Genomic DNA, 18,031 nt, shown 5'->3' with positions numbered 1-18,031 from the left:
GAGAGGCACCATGCTGTATCGATTCCAATCGCGAGCCACCCCCCCTTTCGTGATGCTCGAAATCCACGCGCGCCAGCTGCTCGAAATCATCGGCAAGGCGCCGGCGCACGAGGGCGTCATCACGGGAGCACAGATGCCGGCCGCCATTTCGGCGCTCGAGGCGGCCGTGGCGCGCGAGAGCCGCAATGTCCACAATGCCGACGACTATGCGGTCGAGGGCCACGACAACGAAGCCGAGAAGCAGCACATCGGCCTGCACCAGCGAGCCGCACCGCTGCTGCACATGCTCAAGGACTCGCTGGCCGACGGCAAGGATGTCATCTGGAATACTTGAGCTCGCCCCCAGGTTGGGCTCACTTCGTGTAGCCCGCCCACCCCCTACCGGGGGCAACACCAGCGGCCCGGCGGAGCCGGTTCCGCGGTGTTTCACCAACGGGCCTGGCTGCGCCGGCCAAGTCAATCAGCCGTTTGGTCGTTCGGCGGCGGCGCGAAGCGCACGCCTGTTCGTGGGCAGTCGCGGAACTGGCTTCGCCGGGCCGCTGACTGCGCCCCCTGGAAGGGGGCGGGCGGCTACACGCAGTGAGCCAACCTGGGGGTCAGTCCACTTTCGCGCCGGAGGCTTTGACGACCTTCGCCCACTTGGTGTGCTCGGAGTCGATCAGCTTGGCGAAGTCGGCGGGTGAATTGCCGCTGGGGATGGCGCCCTGGGCGACCAGTTTTTCCTTCACGGCGGGGGCGGCCAGCGCCTTCGCCACTTCCTGCTGGATGCGGTTGACGATGTCCGGCGGCGTGCCGGCCGGGGCCAGCAGGCCGAACCACGAACTGGCCTCGTAGCCCTTGAGCGCGGGGCCGCCGGCTTCCTCGACGGTCGGCACGTCGGGCAGGGCCGGCGAACGCTGCGAACTGGTGACGGCCAGCGCCTTGAGCTTGCCGCCCTTGATCTGCTGCATCGAGGACGGCAGGTTGTCGAACATCACGTCGGCATTGCCGCCCACCATGTCCATCAGCGCCGGGCCCGATCCGCGGTACGGGATGTGGGTCATGTAGCTGCCGGTCATGCTCTTGAAGAGCTCGCCCGCCAGATGGATCGAGGTGCCGCTGCCGCTCGAGGCCATGTTGAGCTTGCCGGGATTCGCCTTCGCGTATTTGACGAAGTCGGCGACGTTGTTGATGTTGAGCGCGCGCGCCTTGTCGGCGTTCATTTCCATCACGTTGGGCACCGCCGCCACCAGCGTGACCGGCGCGAAGTCCTTGATCGGGTCGTAGGGCAGCTTGGGGTACAGCGCGCGGTTGATGCCGTGCGTGCCGACCGTGCCCATCAACAGCGTGTAGCCGTCGTTCGGCGCCCGGGCGACGATCTCGGCGCCGACGTTGCCGCCGGCGCCGGCGCGGTTGTCGACGATGAACTGCTGGCCGAAGGCCTTCGACAGCTCGGGCGCCACGGCGCGGGCCAGGATGTCGGTGGTGCCGCCGGGTGCGAAGGGCACCACGATCCGCACCGGCTTGTTCGGCCAGGTGGCCTGGGCCGCCGCAGGGCCGGCCAGGAGGATCAGTGCGGCGGTCGCCGCCAGCGTCAGGGCGGCGCGGCGCGGAAAAGAGGGGGAGAAGGTCATGGGCTGTTTGTAGCGGCTAAGCCGCCCTGGCGTCGCAGGTGGAAACCCCGGGCGGTCCGAAAACGACCGCCGGGCCTCAGCCGCCCAGCATGCGCCGCGCGAAGTCCTGCTCGCGCAGCCGTTCGACCACGAAATCGACGAAGACCCGGGTCTTGGCCGGCAGCAGCTTCTTGCTCGGGTAGTAGAGCGAGATCGGCCCGTTGTCCGCATACCAGCCGGGCAGCAGGCGCACCAGCGCGCCGCTCTGCAGGGCGGGCAGGGCAAATGCCATCGGCAGCAGTGCCACGCCCAGGCCCATGACCGCGGCATCGCGCATCGCTTCGGGGTCGCTGAAGATCAGCCGCGGCCGGGTCTCTGCCACGCCTTCGTCGCCGGCCCTGTTGCGCAGCGTCCAGGCCCGCACGCGGCCGGTCGGGGAGGAGCGGCGGACGATGCCCTCGTGGGCGGCGAGGTCGCCCGGACGGCGCGGCAGCGGCTTGCCGTCCAGGTAGCTCGGAGCGGCGGTGGCCACGATGTGGATGCGCGCCAACTCGCGCGCCACCAGGCCCTGTGTCAGCTCGATGCCGCCACCGACGCCGGCATCGAAGCCTTCGCCGATCAGGTCGACCTGCCGGTTGTCGAAGTGCCAGTCGGGCAGCACGGCCGGATAGCGCGCCAGGAAGTCGGACAGCAGCGGCAGCAGGTAGGCGCGGCCGAAAGCCTGGCCCATGCTGACCTTGAGGGTGCCGGCGGGCGCGCCGTCGTCCTGCGCGATGCCGGCGACGGCGTCGACCAGCGTGCCGAGGGCGCCGCCGATCTGACGGAACAGGCGCTCGCCGCTTTCGGTCAGCGTCAGCTTGCGGGTGCTGCGCTGGAACAGCCGCACGCCGAGGCCGGTCTCCAGCCGCGCCACGTTCTTGCTCACGGCCGCGGGGGTGAGGCCGAGCTGGCGGGCAGCAGCTGAAAAGCTCCCGGCCTCGGCGCTGCGGACGAAGGATTCGAGGTGGCTGAGAGGCTGCATTCCGTCATTTTCAACTGATAGTTGAATTTAATGCGGCAGATTGATGGCTTCCGCGAGCGCAATGGAATACCGACACTGAGGCCATACCCACTGCTTCAGGAGCAAATCATGTCCACCGTCCCCTCTGTTCAAGCCCTTCAACCCCTCCAACCCCTCCAGGCCGGCAAGGTCGCCCTCGTCACCGGCGGCTCGCGCGGCATCGGTGCCGCCGTCGTGCGGCGCCTTGCTCGCGACGGCGCCGCGGTCGCATTCACCTATGCCGCCAATGAGGCCGCGGCCCGGGCGCTGGCCAGCGAGATCGAGGCCGCCGGCGGCCATGCGCTGGCGATCCAGGCCGACAGCGCCGATGCCGGCGCGCTCGGCGCGGCGGTCGCGCTGGCGGCGAAGACCTTCGGCCGGCTCGACATCCTGGTCAACAACGCCGGTGTCTTTCTCGGCGGCAGCGTCGACCAGATGACGCTCGAGGACTTCGACCGCACGCTCGACGTCAATGTGCGGGCGGTGTTCGTCGCCACGCAGGCGGCCGTGCGCCACATGGGCGAGGGCGGCCGCGTCATCACCATCGGCAGCACCAACGCCGAGCGCATGCCCTGGCCCGGCTTCGCCGCCTATGCGATGAGCAAGTCGGCACTCAGCGGCCTGACCCGCGGGCTGGCGCGCGACCTCGGGCCGCGCGGCATCACGGTCAACAACGTGCAACCCGGCCCCGTCGATACCGAGATGAATCCGGCCGGCGGTCCGAACGCCGAATCGATGCACGCGCTGATGGCGCTGCCGCGGCACGGCCGTGGCGAGGAGATCGCCGGCATGGTGGCCTACCTCGCGAGCCCCGAGGCCGCGTTCGTGACCGGCGCCAGCCTCAGCATCGACGGCGGCTTCTCAGCCTGAGGCCTGTGCATCCGCCACCGAGGCGATCAGCTTGTCGAGCGTGCCGTTGAGCTGCTGCAGTTCTTCGGCGGCGACGCCTGCGAACAGTTCGGCCTCGCGCTGGCGCGCCTGCACCACGACCGCCGCGTAGACGGCCTTGCCGGCGCTGCTCAGGTGGAGCCGGCTGCGGCGCTGGTCGGTCGGATCCTCGTGCCGGTGCAGGCGCCTGGCGCGCTGCAAACCCGCGAGGGCACGGCTCACCGCCATCTTGTCGAGCCCGGTGAGGTCGGCGAGCTGCGTCGCCGTGAGGCCGGGACAGCCGCCGAGCAACGCCATCACGCGCCATTCGTTGAGCGTGAGCTGGTGCTCGCGGCCGACGCGCTGCTGGAAGGGCCGCGCCGTCAGGTTGACGACCCGCACCAGCTTCAGGAAGACCATGTCTTCCACCGCCTCGGCGCCCGCCGGGTTCATCCGCGCAAGCTCCGGGCGGCGTTGACGATCTGCGCGGCGCCGACCCGCGACTGGGCTTCGAGCACCGGCGCGTAGCCGACCGGAATGCGCGGCGCACCGAGCCGGGCGATGCGGCAGCCGGTCGCCTCGGCCGCGGTGGCCGCGATCTCGGCCCCGAAGCCCGCGGCCTGGACCGCCTCGTGAACCACCAGCAGGCGCCCGGTGCGGCCGCAGGAGTCGAGCACCGCCTCGCGGTCCCACGGCCACAGCGTGCGCAGGTCGATCAGGTCGACCTCGATGCCTTCGGCCGCCAGCGTCTCGCAGGCGGTGCTGCAGGCCTGGATTTGCCGACCCCAGCTCACCAGCGTGAGCGCGTCGCCGCGGCGCCGGTGGGCGGCCTTGCCGAGCGGCACCTCGAGGCTTTCGTCGACCGGGCCCTGCGCGCTCCACAAGGTCTTGTGCTCGATGTAGACCACCGGATCGCCGCACTGCAGCGCGGCGCGCAGCAGCGAATAGTTGTCCTGCGGCGTGTCCGGGCAGACCACCACCACGCCCGGCAGGTGCGCGAACCAGGCTTCGAGCGACTGCGAATGCTGCGCCGCCGAGGCATCCCAGATGCCGCCGGGCATGCGGGCCACCAGCGGCACGCGGCCCTGGCCGCCGAACATGAAGCGGTTCTTGGCGGCCTGGTTGACCAGCTCGTCCATGCCGCAGAGCGCGAAATCGACCACCCGCATCTCGACCACCGGCCGCAGCCCCGCCAGCGCCATGCCGACACCGGCGCCCATGATGGCGGCCTCGGAGATCGGCGTGTCGATCACGCGCTCGGCGCCGAAGCGCTGCTGCAGGCCCCGGTACTGGCCGAAGATGCCACCGCGGCCGACGTCCTCGCCGAGCACCACCACGCGCGGGTCGGCTTCCATCTCGCGCTGCACCGCCAGCACGGCGGCTTCGGCGTAGCTGAGCTGCCGGACCGCGGTGGCCGACAGGTCCTGTGTCATATCCATTGTCCGGCTCCGGTGGTCTGCACGTCGGTGAAGGCAGCGCCGGCGTCGGGCCAGGGCGCGGCGTCGGCGGTGGCGAGGGCCGATTCGACCTCGGCGTGGGCCTGGTTCTCGATCGCGGCCAGCGCGGCGGGCTCGATGCCGCTCGCGACCAGCCGTTCGCGCGCCCGTGCGATCGGGTCGGTCTGGAGCGCCGACGCCAGTTCGGCCGGATCCCGGTAGGCGGCGGGGTCGACCGAGACATGGCCCTTCACGCGGTAGGTGAGGGCGTGCAGCAGGCGCGGACCGCCACCGGCGCGCACCTCGGCGACCAGCCGGCGGGCCGCGGCGTGGACCGCGAACACCTCGTTGCCGTCGACCTGGGTGGCCGCGATGTCGAGCGCCTCGGCACGGGCCGAGGCGCCGTCGCCGGCGGTCATCGGGCCGCTGGCGGTGGTGGCGCTCCAGCGGTTGTCCTCGCAGACGAACAGCACCGGCAACCGGTACACGCGGGCCCAGTTCAGCGATTCGAGGAAGGGCCCGCGATTGATCGCGCCGTCGCCGAAGAAGCAGACCGTGATGGCGTCCTTCTTCTGCAGTTTCTGGGCGTGCGCCGCACCGACCGCGATCGGCAGGCCGGCCGCGACCACGCCATTGGCGCCCAGCATGCCGACCGAGAAGTCGGCGATGTGCATCGAGCCGCCCTTGCCGCCGTTGAAGCCGCTGGCTTTGCCGAACAGCTCGCACATCATGCGGCTCAGGTCGGCGCCCTTGGCCAGCGTATGGCCATGGCCACGGTGGGTGGAAGTCAGGTAGTCGGCGGGCACCAGGTGGGCGCAGACGCCGGCCGGCACGGCCTCCTGGCCGGTCGACAGATGCAGCGGCCCGCGCACCTTGGCGGCTCCCGCCGCTTCCTGTCCATAGGCGCTGACGCCGCCCTGGCTGGCCGCCTCGGCGGCGTTCTCGAAGGCGCGAATGCGCACCATCGTGCGGTAGAGCGCCAGGCGCTCCGGCGCTGAAACCTCAGAATCCATCTTGTCTCCGGCTTATGCACCACGTGCTCTCAGCCAGAAATCGTATCGGTTGTGACTAATCAGGCGGCAGCGCATTTACCCGCAGGGATTGTCCTGATGCCGCCGCACCGAGCGGCAGACATAGTTAGTTCGTTGCTCAAACTAATAAGCCGCACAACCCCAAAGCTGGAGACCACCCCATGAATCTCGCCCGCACCCTTCCTGCCCTGGCCGTCCTGGCCCTGGGCCTCAGCGCCCTCGGCGCCGCTGCCCAGACCGTGGTCGGCGTGAGCTGGTCCAATTTCCAGGAAGAGCGCTGGAAGACCGACGAGGCCGCGATCAAGGCCCAGCTCGAGAAGCTCGGCGCCAAGTACATCAGCGCCGACGCCGGCGGCTCGCCCGAGAAGCAGCTCGGCGACATCGAGGGCCTGATGTCCAAGGGCGCCAAGGCATTGATCGTGCTCGCGATGGACAAGGACGCGATCCTGCCGGCGGTCAACAAGGCGATGAAGCAGAAGGTGCCGGTGGTGGCCTACGACCGGCTGATCGAGACGCCCGGCGTTTTCTACATCACCTTCGACAACACCGAGGTCGGGCGGATGCAGGCGCGCGCCGTCTACACGGTCCAGCCCAAGGGCAACTACGTGATGATCAAGGGCTCGCCGACCGATCCGAATGCCAACTTCCTGCGGGCCGGCCAGCAGGAGGTGATCGCCGAGGCGGTCAAGAAGGGCGACATCAAGATCGTCGGCGACGAGTTCACCGACGGCTGGAAGCCCGAGGTGGCGCAGAAGAACATGGAGCAGATCCTCACCAAGGCCGGCAACAAGGTCGATGCGGTGGTGGCCTCGAACGACGGCACGGCCGGCGGCGCGGTGGCGGCGCTCACGGCCAAGGGCATCCGCGGCATTCCGGTGTCGGGCCAGGACGCCGACTTCGCGGCGCTGAACCGGATCGCGCTTGGCACGCAGACCGTCTCGGTCTGGAAGGACTCGCGCGAGCTGGGCCGCGAGGCCGCCTCGGCGGCAGTCGCGCTGGCCGGCGGCAAGCCGGCCGAGAAGGCCGTCGACTGGAGCGGTGGCGAAAAGAAGCTGGCAATCTCTTCGCGCTTCCTGACCCCGGTGCCGATCACGCGCGACAACCTCGACGTGGTCGTGAAGGCGGGCTGGATCAAGAAGGACGAGCTCTGCAAGGGCGTGAGCGGCGACAAGGCCCCTCCCGCCTGCAAATGAAGTTCACCCCCAGGTTGGCCCACTTCGTGTGGCCGCCCACCCCCTCTCCGGGGGCAACACCAGCGGCCCGGCAAAGCCGGTTCCACGGTGTTCTTGGAAGGAGGCGATCCCCATGAACTCGTCATCGAGCATGTGGCGTCGCAGCGGGGTCGATCTCCGGCTGCTGCTGATGAGCGTGCTGCTGGTGGCGATGGCGATCGTTTTCCATGTGATGTCGGGCGGCGTGTTCCTGTCGCCCGAGAACCTCTACAACATCGCGCAGCAGACCGCGGTGGTCGGTATCGTCTCGACCGTGATGGTGCTGGTCATCGTGGCGCGCCACATCGATCTGTCGGTCGGGTCGGTGATGGGCTTCGTCGGCGTGCTGATCGCCTACCTGCAGTACAGCGCGGGCTGGTCGTGGCCGGCCGCCTGCCTGGCCGGGCTGGCGGTGGCGCTGCTGGTGTCGCTCTACCAGGGCGGCTTGACCGCGGTGCTCGGCGTGCCGTCGTTCGTGGTCACGCTGGGTGGGCTGATGTCGTTCCGCGGCGCTGCCTTCCTGGTGGCCGACGGCAAGACGCAGCCGGTCAACGACGAGTTCTTCCAGCGCCTCGGTGGCGGCTACGACGGCGGCATCGGCACCACGGCAACCTGGGTGCTGGCGGCGCTGGTGGCCGTCGTGATCTTCGCGCGCATGCTGCAGAAACGGCGCGCGCGGCAGCGCCACGAGATGCCGGTCGAGCCTCTGTGGCTGGACCTGCTGCTGGCCGCGTTGCCCGCGGCGGTGGTGTTCGCCTTCGCCGCCACCATGAACAACTACCAGATCTCGTCGAAGACCGAGGCCCAGGGCATCCCGATTCCGGTGCTGATCTGGGCCGTGGTGGCCGTGGTGCTGTCCTTCATCGTGCATCGCACGCGCTTCGGGCGCTATGTGTTCGCGATGGGCGGCAACCCCGACGCGGCGGCGCTGGTCGGTATTCCGGTCCAGCGCGTGACGCTGATGCTGTTCGCGCTGCTGGCGGTGCTGGTGACCATCGCCGCGATCGTCTCGATCGCGCGGCTCAACGCCGGCACCAATTCGCTCGGCACCGGCATGGAGCTGTACGTGATTGCGGCGGCGGTGATCGGCGGCACGGCGCTGGCCGGCGGCAGCGGCTCGATCTTCGGCTCGGTGCTGGGGGCGCTGATCATGCAGTCGCTCGACAGCGGCATGCTGCTGCTCGACGTGCCGATCGGCAAGCGGATGGTGATCATCGGCCAGGTGCTGATCGTCGCCGTCGTCTTCGATGTTCTGTATCGCAAGAAGTTCGGAGAGAACTGAGATGACGACCCATCCTCCCCTGGTCGAACTGCGCGAGATCCGCAAGGCCTTCGGCGGCGTCAAGGCGGTCGACGGCGTCAGCGTCAACCTCTACCCCGGCGAAGTGGTGGCGCTGCTGGGCCACAACGGCGCCGGCAAGTCGACCCTGATGAAGATGCTCGCGGGCGCCTATCCGATCGACTCCGGCGACACGCTGATCGCAGGCGAAAAGGTCAACATCCGCACGCCCTCCGAAGCCCAGGCGCAGGGCATCGAGACCATCTACCAGACCTTGGCGCTGGCCGACAACCTCGACTCGGTCGCCAACCTGTTCCTCGGTCGCGAGAAGCTCACGCCCTGGCGCACGCTCGACGATCACTTCATGGAAGGCCAGGCGCGCCGCGTGTTCCAGCGCCTGAACAAGAACTTCACCAACATCCGGGTGCCGGTGCGGCGCCTGTCGGGCGGCCAGCGGCAGGTGGTGGCGATCTCGCGGGCGCTGTACTTCAACGCCCGCATCCTGATCATGGACGAGCCCTGCGCCGCGCTCGGGCCCGAGGAGACCGCGATGGTCGGCGCGCTGGTGAAGCAGCTCAAGGCCGACGGCGTCGGCATCTTCCTGATCACCCACGACATGCCCGACGTGTTCGGCCTCAGCGACCGCCTCGCGGTGATGAAGAACGGCCGGCTGGTCGGCACCTACCGCACGGCCGACGTGACCGAGGACGAGGTGCTCGGAATGATCATTGCCGGCAAGCGGCCCGAGGGCAAGGCGCAAGCCGAGCACGCGAAGGGCACATGAGCCCCCACGCTTCGCACTGCGTGTCGTCGCTGCCCCCCGAGGGGGCGCAGTCCGCCCTTGGGGCGGCCCGGCGAGCGGCCTGAGGCCAGGGACGGATGAAGACCACGGGCGACCAGCAGCTGGTCAAGCGCATCAACCGCAGCGTGCTGCTGCGCCTGCTGCGGGCGCGGCCGGGGCTGTCGCGCGCCCGGCTCGCCGCGGAAAGCGGCCTGACCAAGTCGACCGTGAGCCTGCTGGTGCGCGAGCTGCTCGACGACGGCTGGCTCGATGAAACCGGCCCACCGGTGGCCGACGGCCTGGGCCGGCCGTCGACGCCGCTGTCCATCCACGTCGGCGTGCGCGCGCTGGTCGGCGTCGAGATTGCGATCGAGGTGGTGCGCGTGGTCTGCGTGTCGCTGCGGGGCGAGGTGCTGTACTCCGAATCGCAGCCGCTGGCCGATCATGCGCCGCCGGTGGTGTGCGCGCAGGTCGCGCGCATGGTGGCGGCGGCGCACGCGCACCTCCTGGCCGCGGGCTTGCGGCTGTCGGGCATCGGCGTCGGCGTGCCGGGCGCGGTGGACGACGCCACCGGCACGGTGCGCTTCGCGCCCAACCTGGGTTGGCGTCAACTGAGCCTGTTGCCCCGATTGACCGAAGCGCTGGCGCGCGAAGGCGTGTCGGGTGTCACGGTGCAGCTGCAGAACGACGCCGACGCGGCCGCGCTCGGCGAATTCGAGTTCTCGGACGGCGAGGGCGAGGACCCGCTGATCTTCGTCAGCTGCGACGTCGGCGTCGGCGCCGGCATCGTGCTCAACGACCGCCTGTTCATCGGCGCGCGCGGGATGGCCGGCGAGATCGGACACACCGTGCTGCAGATCGACGGCCCGCGCTGTTCGTGCGGGCGCCAGGGCTGCGCCGAAGTGTTCCTCGGCTCGCGCGTGCTCGACCGCGATGCGGACGGCCCGGCGCGCGCCGCCCGCTACCTCGGGGTGCTGTTGCAGAACCTGTGGGTGACGTTCGAGCCGCGCGCGATCGTGGTCGGCGGCAAGTCCTGCGAGGCGCACCCGGGCTTTTTGGCGGGCGCGATCGAGACCGTGCGGCGCTACGCCGAAAGCGCCGGCCTGCCGCCGCCGGTGGTGCGTCCGGCGCGCTATGGCGAGTGGGCGCCCGCGGTCGGCGCGGCCGCGCTGGCGCTCCATGAGTACCTGCGTCCGCTGCATCCGGATTCGAAGGCGCGGCGCGAGCGCGCGGCGGCGGTCGACGCGCAATGAAAAAAGCCCCCCGGGAGGCTGCGCCGTCGGCGGTCACTCCGGGCGATGTGCCGCTCGCTCCTCGGCGCTGTCGTCGTCGCGCCAGCGCCTGAGCCGCCGGTAGAGCGTGCCGCGCGACACCCGCAGCTGCCGCGCCGCATGCGAGATGTTGCCGTGGTGCGCGGCCAGGGTTTCCTCGATCAGCTTGCGGCTGTGTCCTTGCAGGGTGGCATCGCTTGCGTTCGGATCGCTGGCTTCGACCGATTGCGGCGGCGCGTCGGCGGCGGCAGTCGGCGCCTCGGGTGGCGGCACCGTCGCTGCGGCGGGCACGCTCACGGCGTGGCGGAAATCGATGCCGTCCTGCGCATGTGTCCGGGCCTGCAGCCAGACGCCGAGCCCGCTCGCGAGCCGCACCGGAAGTGCGGCTTCGCGGCGCCCGAGGCGCAGCAGCCCGGCGACGTCGAGGCCGAACAGCAACTCGACGTCGCAGGGTCCCGCCTCGGGCAGGCCGCCGATCAGCCGTGCACCGGCCGCGTTGAGCCAGGCCACGGTGCCGTCGGGGGCGATGCCGGCCAGCGCCTCGAGCGGTGTGCCCAGCAGCGTCGGGTTGGCCTGGAAGCGCAGCACCAGGCGGTCGCGCGACTGCGCCAGCAGCAGGCGGTTCTCGATCGTGGTGGCGTAGAGAGCGACCATCGAGGCCGCGTCGAAGCCGAAGCGGCGCGATTCCACCGACAGGTCGAGCACGCCGGCCAGCTGCCCGTGCACGTCGCGGATCGGTGCCGCGGCGCATTGCATGGCCCGCAGGCATTCGAAATAGTGCTCGGCGCCATCGACCGTGCAGGCCTGGCCGGTGCTCGCCACGATGCCGGGCGCGGTGGTGCCGACCACGCTCTCGGCGATGTTGACGCCCAGCCGCGCCGTGCGGTGCATGATCGGCTGCTGGGCCGCGGCCGGATGGTGCGTCACGTGGACGATCACGCCCTGCGCATCGGTCAGCAGCACGCGGCAATCGGTGCCCGCCAGCGCGCTCTCCATGTCCACCAGCTCGCTGCTCGCGGCCGCCAGCAGTTCGCGGTTGCGCGCCAGCGTGGCATGCAGGCGGCTCGGCGTGACCGCATCGAAGGCCACCGCGCGGCGGGTGTCGGCATGGGCGCGCGCACAGCGCATCCAGGACTGGATCACGGCCTCGCCGACCAGCCCGGAAGGGCGCACGCCCTCCTCGAAGAACTGGGTCCGCGCCAGCGCCACGCGTTCGGCCGGCGTGGTGGCGAACAGCTGAAGTGGGCCGCCGGCCGGGGTGCGCGTCGAAAGGGCCACGGGGCGACTCCAGAGCAAGGAAGAGGGTCGAATTTGTTCCGCAATGGAACAATCCGGGTCTAGGGAAATCCCGAGGATGATCAAAGTGCCGGCGCGCACGATCCTTCGTCTTGCAACGACAGGAGACGACACGATGACGAAATATCACGCCGCGCTGGCGCTCGGCGCGCTGCTGTGCCTGGGCGCCGCGAGCGATTCCCTGGCGCAGACGGCCAAAGGCTCGCCCGAGCACATCAAGGCCGCCACGCAGCGCGTGGACGGCGCCTTCATCCGGGCCAATGCGGCCAAGACGCCCGACTGGCCCAGCTACGGCCTCGACTTCGCCGAGACCCGCTTCAGCAAGCTCGACCAGGTCAACACCGGCAACGTGAAGGACCTGGGCCTGGTCTGGTCCTACGACCTGCAATCCACGCGCGGCGTCGAGGCCACGCCGCTGGTGGTCGACGGCATCATGTACGTCACCGCCTCCTGGAGCGTGGTGCATGCGATCGATGCGCGCACCGGCAAGAAGATCTGGAGCTACGACCCGAAGGTCGACCGCTCGAAGGGCTTCAAGGGCTGCTGCGACGTGGTCAACCGCGGCGTGGCGCTGCACCAGGGCAAGGTCTATGTGGGCGCCTACGACGGCCGCCTGATCGCGCTCGACGCCGCCACCGGGCAGGTGGTGTGGGAGAAGGACACCATCATCGACCACAGCCGCGCCTACACCATCACCGGCGCGCCGCGCGTCTTCAAGGGCAAGGTGATCATCGGCAACGGCGGCGCCGAGTACGGCGTGCGCGGCTACGTCACGGCCTACGACGCCGCCTCGGGCGAGCAGAAGTGGCGCTGGTTCGTGGTGCCGGGCGATCCGTCCAAGCCCTTCGAGGACGCCTCGATGGCCAAGGCGGCGAAGACCTGGGACCCGAGCAACAAGTACTGGGAGTCGGGCGGCGGCGGCACTGCCTGGGATTCGCTCACCTTCGACCCCGAACTCAACCTGATGTACGTGGGCACCGGCAACGGTTCGCCCTGGGCCCGCAGCCTGCGCAGCCCGAAGGGCGGCGACAACCTCTACCTGGCGTCGATCGTGGCGCTCGACCCCGACACCGGCAAGTACAAGTGGCACTACCAGGAGACGCCCGGCGACAACTGGGACTACACCTCGACCCAGCCGATGATCCTGGCCGACATCAAGATCGACAACAAGCCGCGCAAGGTGATCCTGCACGCGCCCAAGAACGGCTTCTTCTTCGTCATCGACCGCACCAACGGCAAGTTCATCTCGGCGAAGAACTTCGTCCAGGTCAATTGGGCCACGGGCTACGACAAGAACGGCCGGCCGATCGAGGTGGCCTCGGCGCGCGATGGCACCAAGCCCAACGACAGCATCCCCGGCCCCTTCGGCGCCCACAACTGGCACCCGATGTCCTTCAATCCGCAGACCGGGCTGGCCTATCTGCCGGCGCAGCACGTGCCGCTGAACCTGATGGATGACAAGGCCTGGAAGTTCAACGAGAACGCACCGGGCCGGCCGCACGCGGCGCTGGGCTGGAACACCGCCAAGTTCGCCAACGCCGAGCCGCCGACCAGCAAGCCGATGGGCCGGCTGGTCGCGTGGGACCCGATCGCGCAGAAGGAGGCCTGGGGCGTCGACTACGTGTCGCCGTGGAACGGCGGCACCCTCACGACGGCCGGCAACCTGGTGTTCCAGGGCACGGCGGATGGTCGGCTGGTGGCCTACAACGCCAAGTCCGGCGAGAAGCTCTGGGAGACGCCCACCGGCACCGGTGTGGTGGCGGCGCCGGCCACCTTCATGGTCGACGGCAAGCAGTACGTGTCGGTGGCGGTCGGCTGGGGCGGCGTCTACGGGCTGGCGCAGCGGGCCACCGAGCGGCAGGGCCCGGGCACGGTCTACACCTTCGCGGTCGGGGGCAATGCGCCCAAGCCGGAGTTCGTGCAGTACCGCATGGACAAGCTGCTGCAGGGCGTCAAGTACGACCCCGCCAAAGTGGAGGCCGGGACCTACCTGTACGTGAGCAACTGCGTCTTCTGCCACGGGGTGCCCGGCGTCGACCGCGGCGGCAACATCCCGAACCTGGGCTACATGAACTCGTCGTACATCGAGAACCTCGACAAGTTCGTCTTCAAGGGTCCGGCGACCGACCGGGGCATGCCGGACTTCAGCGGCAAGCTGACCGCCGAGGACGTCGAGAAGATCAAGGCTTTCATCCAGGGGACTGCGGACGCCATACGCCCGAAGTAACTGCGCATGAAAAAAGCCGCCGGGCTTTCGCGCCGGCGGCTTTGCCTTTTTCAGGTCCTGTGATCAGTCCGCATAGACCCCTGCGGCCTTGATGATCGGGCTCCATTTTGCGATTTCCGCCGCCACGAACTTCTTGTGGCCTTCGGGCTCGATGCGGCCATCGGTCGCCACCACGGCGCCCAGGCCTTCCTGCTTCTTGATGAACTCGGGGTCCTTGAGGGCGACCTTGAGCGCGTCGTTGAGCTTCTTGGCAACCGCCGGCGGCGTGCCCTTGGGCGCGTAGAGGCCGTGCCAGATCGTCACCTCGAAGTCCTTCAGGCCCTCTTCCTGGAGCGTCGGCAGGTGCTTCAGCAGCGGCGTCGTCAGGCGCTTGGGCGTGGTCACGGCATAGGCCTTGACCTTCTTGGCCTCGATCTGCGGCGAGGTGTTGGTGGTCTGGTCGCACAGCAGGTCGATCTGGCCGCCGATCAGGTCGGTGATCGCGGGCGCCGTGCCCTTGTACGGCACCGCCGTCATCTCGGTCTTCATCGCGCTCTGGTAGAGCAGGCCGCACAGGTGCGAGGCCGAGCCGATGCCGGCGTTGCCGAGGTTGATCTTGCCCTTGTTGGCGGCGATCCAGGTGCTCAGTTCCTTGTAGTTGTTGGCCGCCATCGTCGGCTTGGCGATCAGCGTCATCGGCACGTCGTTGACGATGCCCAGGTATTCGAAGTCGGTCTCGACCTTGAACGGCACGTTGCGCACCAGCGTCGGAATGGTCGACATGCCGATGTGGTTCAAGAGCAGGGTGTAGCCGTCCGGATTGGCGCGCGCCACCTTGGCCGCGCCGATCGAGCTGCCGGCGCCGGGGACGTTGTCGATCACGATGCTGATGCCGCCCAGCGGCTTGCGCAGCGCTTCCGCGAGGTCGCGTGCGACGCGGTCGGTCGGGCCGCCGGCGGAGAACGGCACCACGATGCTGATGGGCTTGCTGCCCGGGAATTCCTGGGCATGGACGCCCACGGCGGCGGCGGCGATCGCCGTGATAGCGAGCAGTTTCTTCATGCTGTCTCCGAGTTGAAAAGGCAGCGAGTTTATCGGCTGACCGGAACCTGACGAAAGCTGATTTTCCCCAAGTCCTGATCCAGGCCAAGGAATGCGCACGAACCGTGATTTTCCGCCGCGTCGATGTGGGCCGGCGCCATCGCGGGTATCGTGCCTGCCTGTCATGCCAGAGCTGGAGTGCAAAGCCATGTTGAAACTGAAGGATCCAAGCCTGCTGCGCCAGCAGGTTTTCATCGCGGGCGAATGGGTCGATGCGGACGACCGCCAGACCATTCCCGTGAGCAATCCTGCCAACGGCCAGGACATCGGCAGCGTGCCGATGTGCGGCACCGCCGAGACCGTGCGCGCCATCGCCGCCGCCGAAGTCGCGCAGCGCGCCTGGGCCAGGCGCCCGGCCAAGGAGCGCTCGGCCATCCTGCGCAAGCTCAACGACCTGATGCTCGCCAACCAGGACGACCTGGCGCTGATCATGACCACCGAGCAGGGCAAGCCGCTGGCCGAGAGCAAGGGCGAGATCGCCTACGCGGCGTCGTTCATCGAATGGTTCGCCGAGGAGGCGCGCCGGGTGTACGGCGACACCATCCCCGCGCCGCAGTCCGACCGCCGCATCCTGGCGCTCAAGCAGCCGGTCGGGGTCACGGCGGCGATCACGCCCTGGAACTTCCCGACCGCGATGCTGACGCGCAAGGCCGGCCCGGCGCTGGCCGCCGGTTGCGCGATGGTGGTCAAGCCGGCGACCCAGACGCCGTTCTCGGCGCTGGCCTTCGCCGACCTGGCCGACCGCGCGGGCGTGCCCAAGGGGCTGTTGTCGGTGCTGACCGGCTCGGCCTCGAAGATCGGCGGCGAGATGACGCGCAGCCCGATCGTGCGCAAGCTCACGTTCACCGGCTCGACCGAGGTCGGCCGCACGCTGATGAAGCAGTCGGCCGACACGATCAAGAAGCTCTCGCTGGAGCTCGGCGGCAATGCGCCCTTCATCGTCTTCGACGATGCCGACGTCGACGCCGCGGTCGAGGGCGCGATGGTCTCCAAGTACCGCAACACCGGCCAGACCTGCGTCTGCGCCAACCGCATCTACGTGCAGCGCGGCGTGCTGGAGACCTTCACGCGGAAGCTGGTTGCCAAGGTGAACGCACTCAAGGTCGGCGACGGCACCGAGCCGGGCGTCACGCAGGGGCCGCTGATCGACGACAAGGCGGTAGCCAAGATCGAGGAGCACGTGGCCGACGCGCTCGCCAAGGGCGGCCAGGTGCTGGCCGGCGGCAAGCGCCATGCGCTGGGCGGCCGCTTCTACCAGCCGACCGTGATCGGCGGCGCCACCGCCGACATGCTGGTGGCGCGCGAGGAGACCTTCGGACCGCTGGCGCCGGTCTTCGCCTTCGACACCGAGGACGAGGCGATCGCGCTGGCCAACGCCACCGAATTCGGGCTCGCCTCCTACTTCTACAGCCGAGACATCGGCCGCATCATGCGCGTCGCCGAGGCGCTCGAATGCGGCATCGTCGGCGTCAACACCGGCCTGATCTCGACCGCCGAGGCGCCCTTCGGCGGGGTCAAGCAATCGGGCCTGGGCCGCGAGGGCTCGAAGTACGGCCTCGACGACTTCCTCGAGATCAAGTACGTCTGCCTGGCGGGGCTCGACAAGTAGATGGACCGCGGCTCGAATGACTGAAGGCATCGCGCTCGAGCTCGCCGGCGAACTGCTGCGTTCGGCCCGGCGCATCGTGGTTTTCTCGGGGGCCGGCCTGTCCAAGGCCTCCGGCATTCCGACCTACCGCGATGCCGACGGCCTCTGGATGAGCCAGGAGGCGGTGCGCTTCTCCCATGCGGAGGATCTGGAGCGGGACCCCGCGGGCTTCACCCGCTTCTGGGCCCAGCGCCTTCTTGCGGTCGAGGAGGCACGGCCCAATCCCGGGCATCTCGCGCTGGCGCAGCTGCAGCGGCTGCGGCCCTCGACCCGGCTCGTGACCCAGAACGTGGACGGCCTCCTGACCCGCGCAGGCGCCGCCGACGTGCTCGAGTTGCACGGCTCGCTTCGGCGCTGGCGCTGCGACCACTGCGGCAACCGTCGCGGCCCCTGGCTCTTCCAACGCTGCATCCGCTGCGGCCGGCGCGCGCGTCCGGACGTGGTGATGTTCGGCGAGATGCTGAACAAGGGAGTGCTGCTCGACGCCCAGATCGCCGCGCAGGAATCGGACGTCTTCCTGCTGGTCGGCAGCACGGCGGTGGTCTACCCCGCCGCGGATCTTCCGCAGCAGGCGCTGGTGAACGGCGGCCAGCTCATCACGCTCAACGCCGAGCCGCTGGCGCTCGACCATTCGGCGACCGCGGTGCTGCACGGCAAGGCGGAAGAAATTCTGCCGCTGCTGGTCGAGGGGGTCGGGCGCCTTCCCGGCCCGGCCTGAGGGTGTTTCGATGTTGTTGCGGCCGGCGCGGGTATCTCGCGCCGGCTTGTGGCGGCTGCCCGGCCCGCGCAGAATACACACATGAAAACTGTGGCGGAAATTCTCATGTCCAAGGGCGATGCGACCGTGTATTCGATCGCGCCTTCGGCAACTGTGTTCGAAGCGGTCGCGTTGATGGCGGAGAAGAACGTCGGCGCGCTTCTCGTGATGGAGGGCGAGCGGATCGTCGGCATGGTGACCGAGCGCGACTACGCGCGCAAGGTCGTGCTGCTGGCCCGTTCGTCCAGGGACACGCCGTTGCGCGATGTCATGACGCCGGCCGTGATCTACGTGCGGCCGGACCAGACCACGGAGGACTGCATGGCGCTGATGACCCAGAGCCGCATCCGCCACCTGCCGGTCATCGACAACGGCAAGCTGGTCGGACTGATCTCGATCGGGGATCTGGTCAAGAGCATCATTTCAGAGCAGACCTTCATCATCGAGCAGCTGCAGCACTACATCTCCGGCGATCGTCGCTGAACCTGCGCCGGGGCCACGGCCTCCGCGTGGTCC

General features: G+C 69.2%; 17 protein-coding genes. 10 read left to right on the top strand and 7 right to left on the bottom strand.

Annotated features, from left to right (window positions below):
- The first annotated feature begins 10 nt into the window (after window positions 1–10).
- Window positions 11–334 carry a DUF1840 domain-containing protein gene (locus AC1D2O_RS12380; RefSeq protein ID WP_478088659.1) on the top strand — a complete coding sequence of 108 codons (324 nt, stop codon included), beginning with the start codon at window positions 11–13 and terminating at the stop codon, window positions 332–334.
- A gap of 262 nt (window positions 335–596) precedes the next feature.
- On the opposite strand, the gene AC1D2O_RS12375 is transcribed toward AC1D2O_RS12380, so the two are convergent.
- Window positions 597–1,613: a Bug family tripartite tricarboxylate transporter substrate binding protein gene (locus AC1D2O_RS12375; protein WP_478088658.1), complete on the bottom strand. Its 1,017-nt coding sequence runs from the start codon at window positions 1,611–1,613 to the stop codon at window positions 597–599.
- A 76-nt stretch (window positions 1,614–1,689) separates the two neighbouring features.
- Window positions 1,690–2,613, bottom strand: a complete 924-nt coding sequence (locus AC1D2O_RS12370) for a LysR substrate-binding domain-containing protein (RefSeq protein ID WP_478088656.1) — start codon at window positions 2,611–2,613, stop codon at window positions 1,690–1,692.
- Window positions 2,614–2,721: 108 nt separating this feature from the next.
- On the opposite strand from AC1D2O_RS12370, the gene AC1D2O_RS12365 reads away from it, so the two are divergent.
- On the top strand, window positions 2,722–3,501 hold the full coding sequence (locus tag AC1D2O_RS12365; RefSeq protein ID WP_478088655.1) for an SDR family oxidoreductase: 780 nt from the start codon (window positions 2,722–2,724) through the stop codon (window positions 3,499–3,501).
- On the opposite strand, the gene AC1D2O_RS12360 is transcribed toward AC1D2O_RS12365, so the two are convergent.
- From AC1D2O_RS12360 to AC1D2O_RS12350, 3 genes are read right to left on the bottom strand one after another with little or no spacing between them, the layout of a single operon-like run.
- Window positions 3,493–3,951 (bottom strand): MarR family winged helix-turn-helix transcriptional regulator, encoded by a 459-nt coding sequence (locus tag AC1D2O_RS12360; RefSeq protein ID WP_478088654.1) that lies wholly within the window; start codon window positions 3,949–3,951, stop codon window positions 3,493–3,495. The genes AC1D2O_RS12365 and AC1D2O_RS12360 overlap by 9 nt on opposite strands.
- Complete coding sequence (locus AC1D2O_RS12355; RefSeq protein ID WP_478088651.1) at window positions 3,948–4,937, bottom strand: alpha-ketoacid dehydrogenase subunit beta; 990 nt, start codon at window positions 4,935–4,937, stop codon at window positions 3,948–3,950. Before AC1D2O_RS12355 ends, AC1D2O_RS12360 begins: the two co-directional genes overlap by 4 nt.
- The gene (locus AC1D2O_RS12350; protein WP_478088650.1) at window positions 4,928–5,947 is read right to left on the bottom strand and encodes a thiamine pyrophosphate-dependent dehydrogenase E1 component subunit alpha; all 1,020 of its coding nucleotides are present in this window, start codon (window positions 5,945–5,947) and stop codon (window positions 4,928–4,930) included. Before AC1D2O_RS12350 ends, AC1D2O_RS12355 begins: the two co-directional genes overlap by 10 nt.
- A 179-nt stretch (window positions 5,948–6,126) precedes the next feature.
- Between AC1D2O_RS12350 and xylF the strand changes: the two genes are divergently transcribed.
- From xylF to AC1D2O_RS12330, 4 genes are all read left to right on the top strand, one after another.
- Window positions 6,127–7,158 carry a D-xylose ABC transporter substrate-binding protein gene (xylF, locus tag AC1D2O_RS12345; RefSeq protein WP_478088649.1) on the top strand — a complete coding sequence of 344 codons (1,032 nt, stop codon included), beginning with the start codon at window positions 6,127–6,129 and terminating at the stop codon, window positions 7,156–7,158.
- Between the two features lie 112 nt (window positions 7,159–7,270).
- Window positions 7,271–8,458 (top strand): sugar ABC transporter permease, encoded by a 1,188-nt coding sequence (locus tag AC1D2O_RS12340; RefSeq protein ID WP_478088647.1) that lies wholly within the window; start codon window positions 7,271–7,273, stop codon window positions 8,456–8,458.
- Between the two features lies 1 nt (window position 8,459).
- Window positions 8,460–9,239, top strand: coding sequence for an ATP-binding cassette domain-containing protein (locus tag AC1D2O_RS12335; protein WP_478088646.1), 780 nt, complete (start codon window positions 8,460–8,462; stop codon window positions 9,237–9,239).
- Window positions 9,240–9,334: 95 nt separating this feature from the next.
- The gene (locus AC1D2O_RS12330) at window positions 9,335–10,489 is read left to right on the top strand and encodes an ROK family transcriptional regulator (protein WP_478157091.1); all 1,155 of its coding nucleotides are present in this window, start codon (window positions 9,335–9,337) and stop codon (window positions 10,487–10,489) included.
- A gap of 33 nt (window positions 10,490–10,522) precedes the next feature.
- Here AC1D2O_RS12330 and AC1D2O_RS12325 read toward each other — a convergent pair whose 3' ends face one another.
- Window positions 10,523–11,785, bottom strand: a complete 1,263-nt coding sequence (locus tag AC1D2O_RS12325; protein WP_478157090.1) for a helix-turn-helix domain-containing protein — start codon at window positions 11,783–11,785, stop codon at window positions 10,523–10,525.
- Between the two features lie 133 nt (window positions 11,786–11,918).
- On the opposite strand from AC1D2O_RS12325, the gene AC1D2O_RS12320 reads away from it, so the two are divergent.
- Window positions 11,919–14,030 carry a PQQ-dependent dehydrogenase, methanol/ethanol family gene (locus AC1D2O_RS12320; RefSeq protein ID WP_478093761.1) on the top strand — a complete coding sequence of 704 codons (2,112 nt, stop codon included), beginning with the start codon at window positions 11,919–11,921 and terminating at the stop codon, window positions 14,028–14,030.
- Between the two features lie 63 nt (window positions 14,031–14,093).
- Here the strand turns inward: AC1D2O_RS12320 and AC1D2O_RS12315 are convergent, their stop codons facing one another.
- Entirely contained in the window at window positions 14,094–15,071 is a 978-nt protein-coding gene (locus AC1D2O_RS12315; RefSeq protein ID WP_478093763.1) for a tripartite tricarboxylate transporter substrate-binding protein, read from the bottom strand.
- Between the two features lie 187 nt (window positions 15,072–15,258).
- On the opposite strand from AC1D2O_RS12315, the gene AC1D2O_RS12310 reads away from it, so the two are divergent.
- The 3 genes from AC1D2O_RS12310 (at window position 15,259) to AC1D2O_RS12300 (ending at window position 17,998) form a co-directional block, all read left to right on the top strand.
- Complete coding sequence (locus AC1D2O_RS12310) at window positions 15,259–16,719, top strand: NAD-dependent succinate-semialdehyde dehydrogenase (protein WP_478157088.1); 1,461 nt, start codon at window positions 15,259–15,261, stop codon at window positions 16,717–16,719.
- Window positions 16,720–16,735: 16 nt separating this feature from the next.
- On the top strand, window positions 16,736–17,476 hold the full coding sequence (locus AC1D2O_RS12305) for an SIR2 family NAD-dependent protein deacylase (RefSeq protein ID WP_478088430.1): 741 nt from the start codon (window positions 16,736–16,738) through the stop codon (window positions 17,474–17,476).
- Window positions 17,477–17,557: 81 nt separating this feature from the next.
- The gene (locus AC1D2O_RS12300) at window positions 17,558–17,998 is read left to right on the top strand and encodes a CBS domain-containing protein (RefSeq protein ID WP_478088432.1); all 441 of its coding nucleotides are present in this window, start codon (window positions 17,558–17,560) and stop codon (window positions 17,996–17,998) included.
- Window positions 17,999–18,031 lie beyond the last annotated feature (33 nt).

The organism is Variovorax sp. P1_G12, from assembly GCF_056405555.1.
This window is presented reverse-complemented; position numbering and strand designations above follow the sequence as displayed.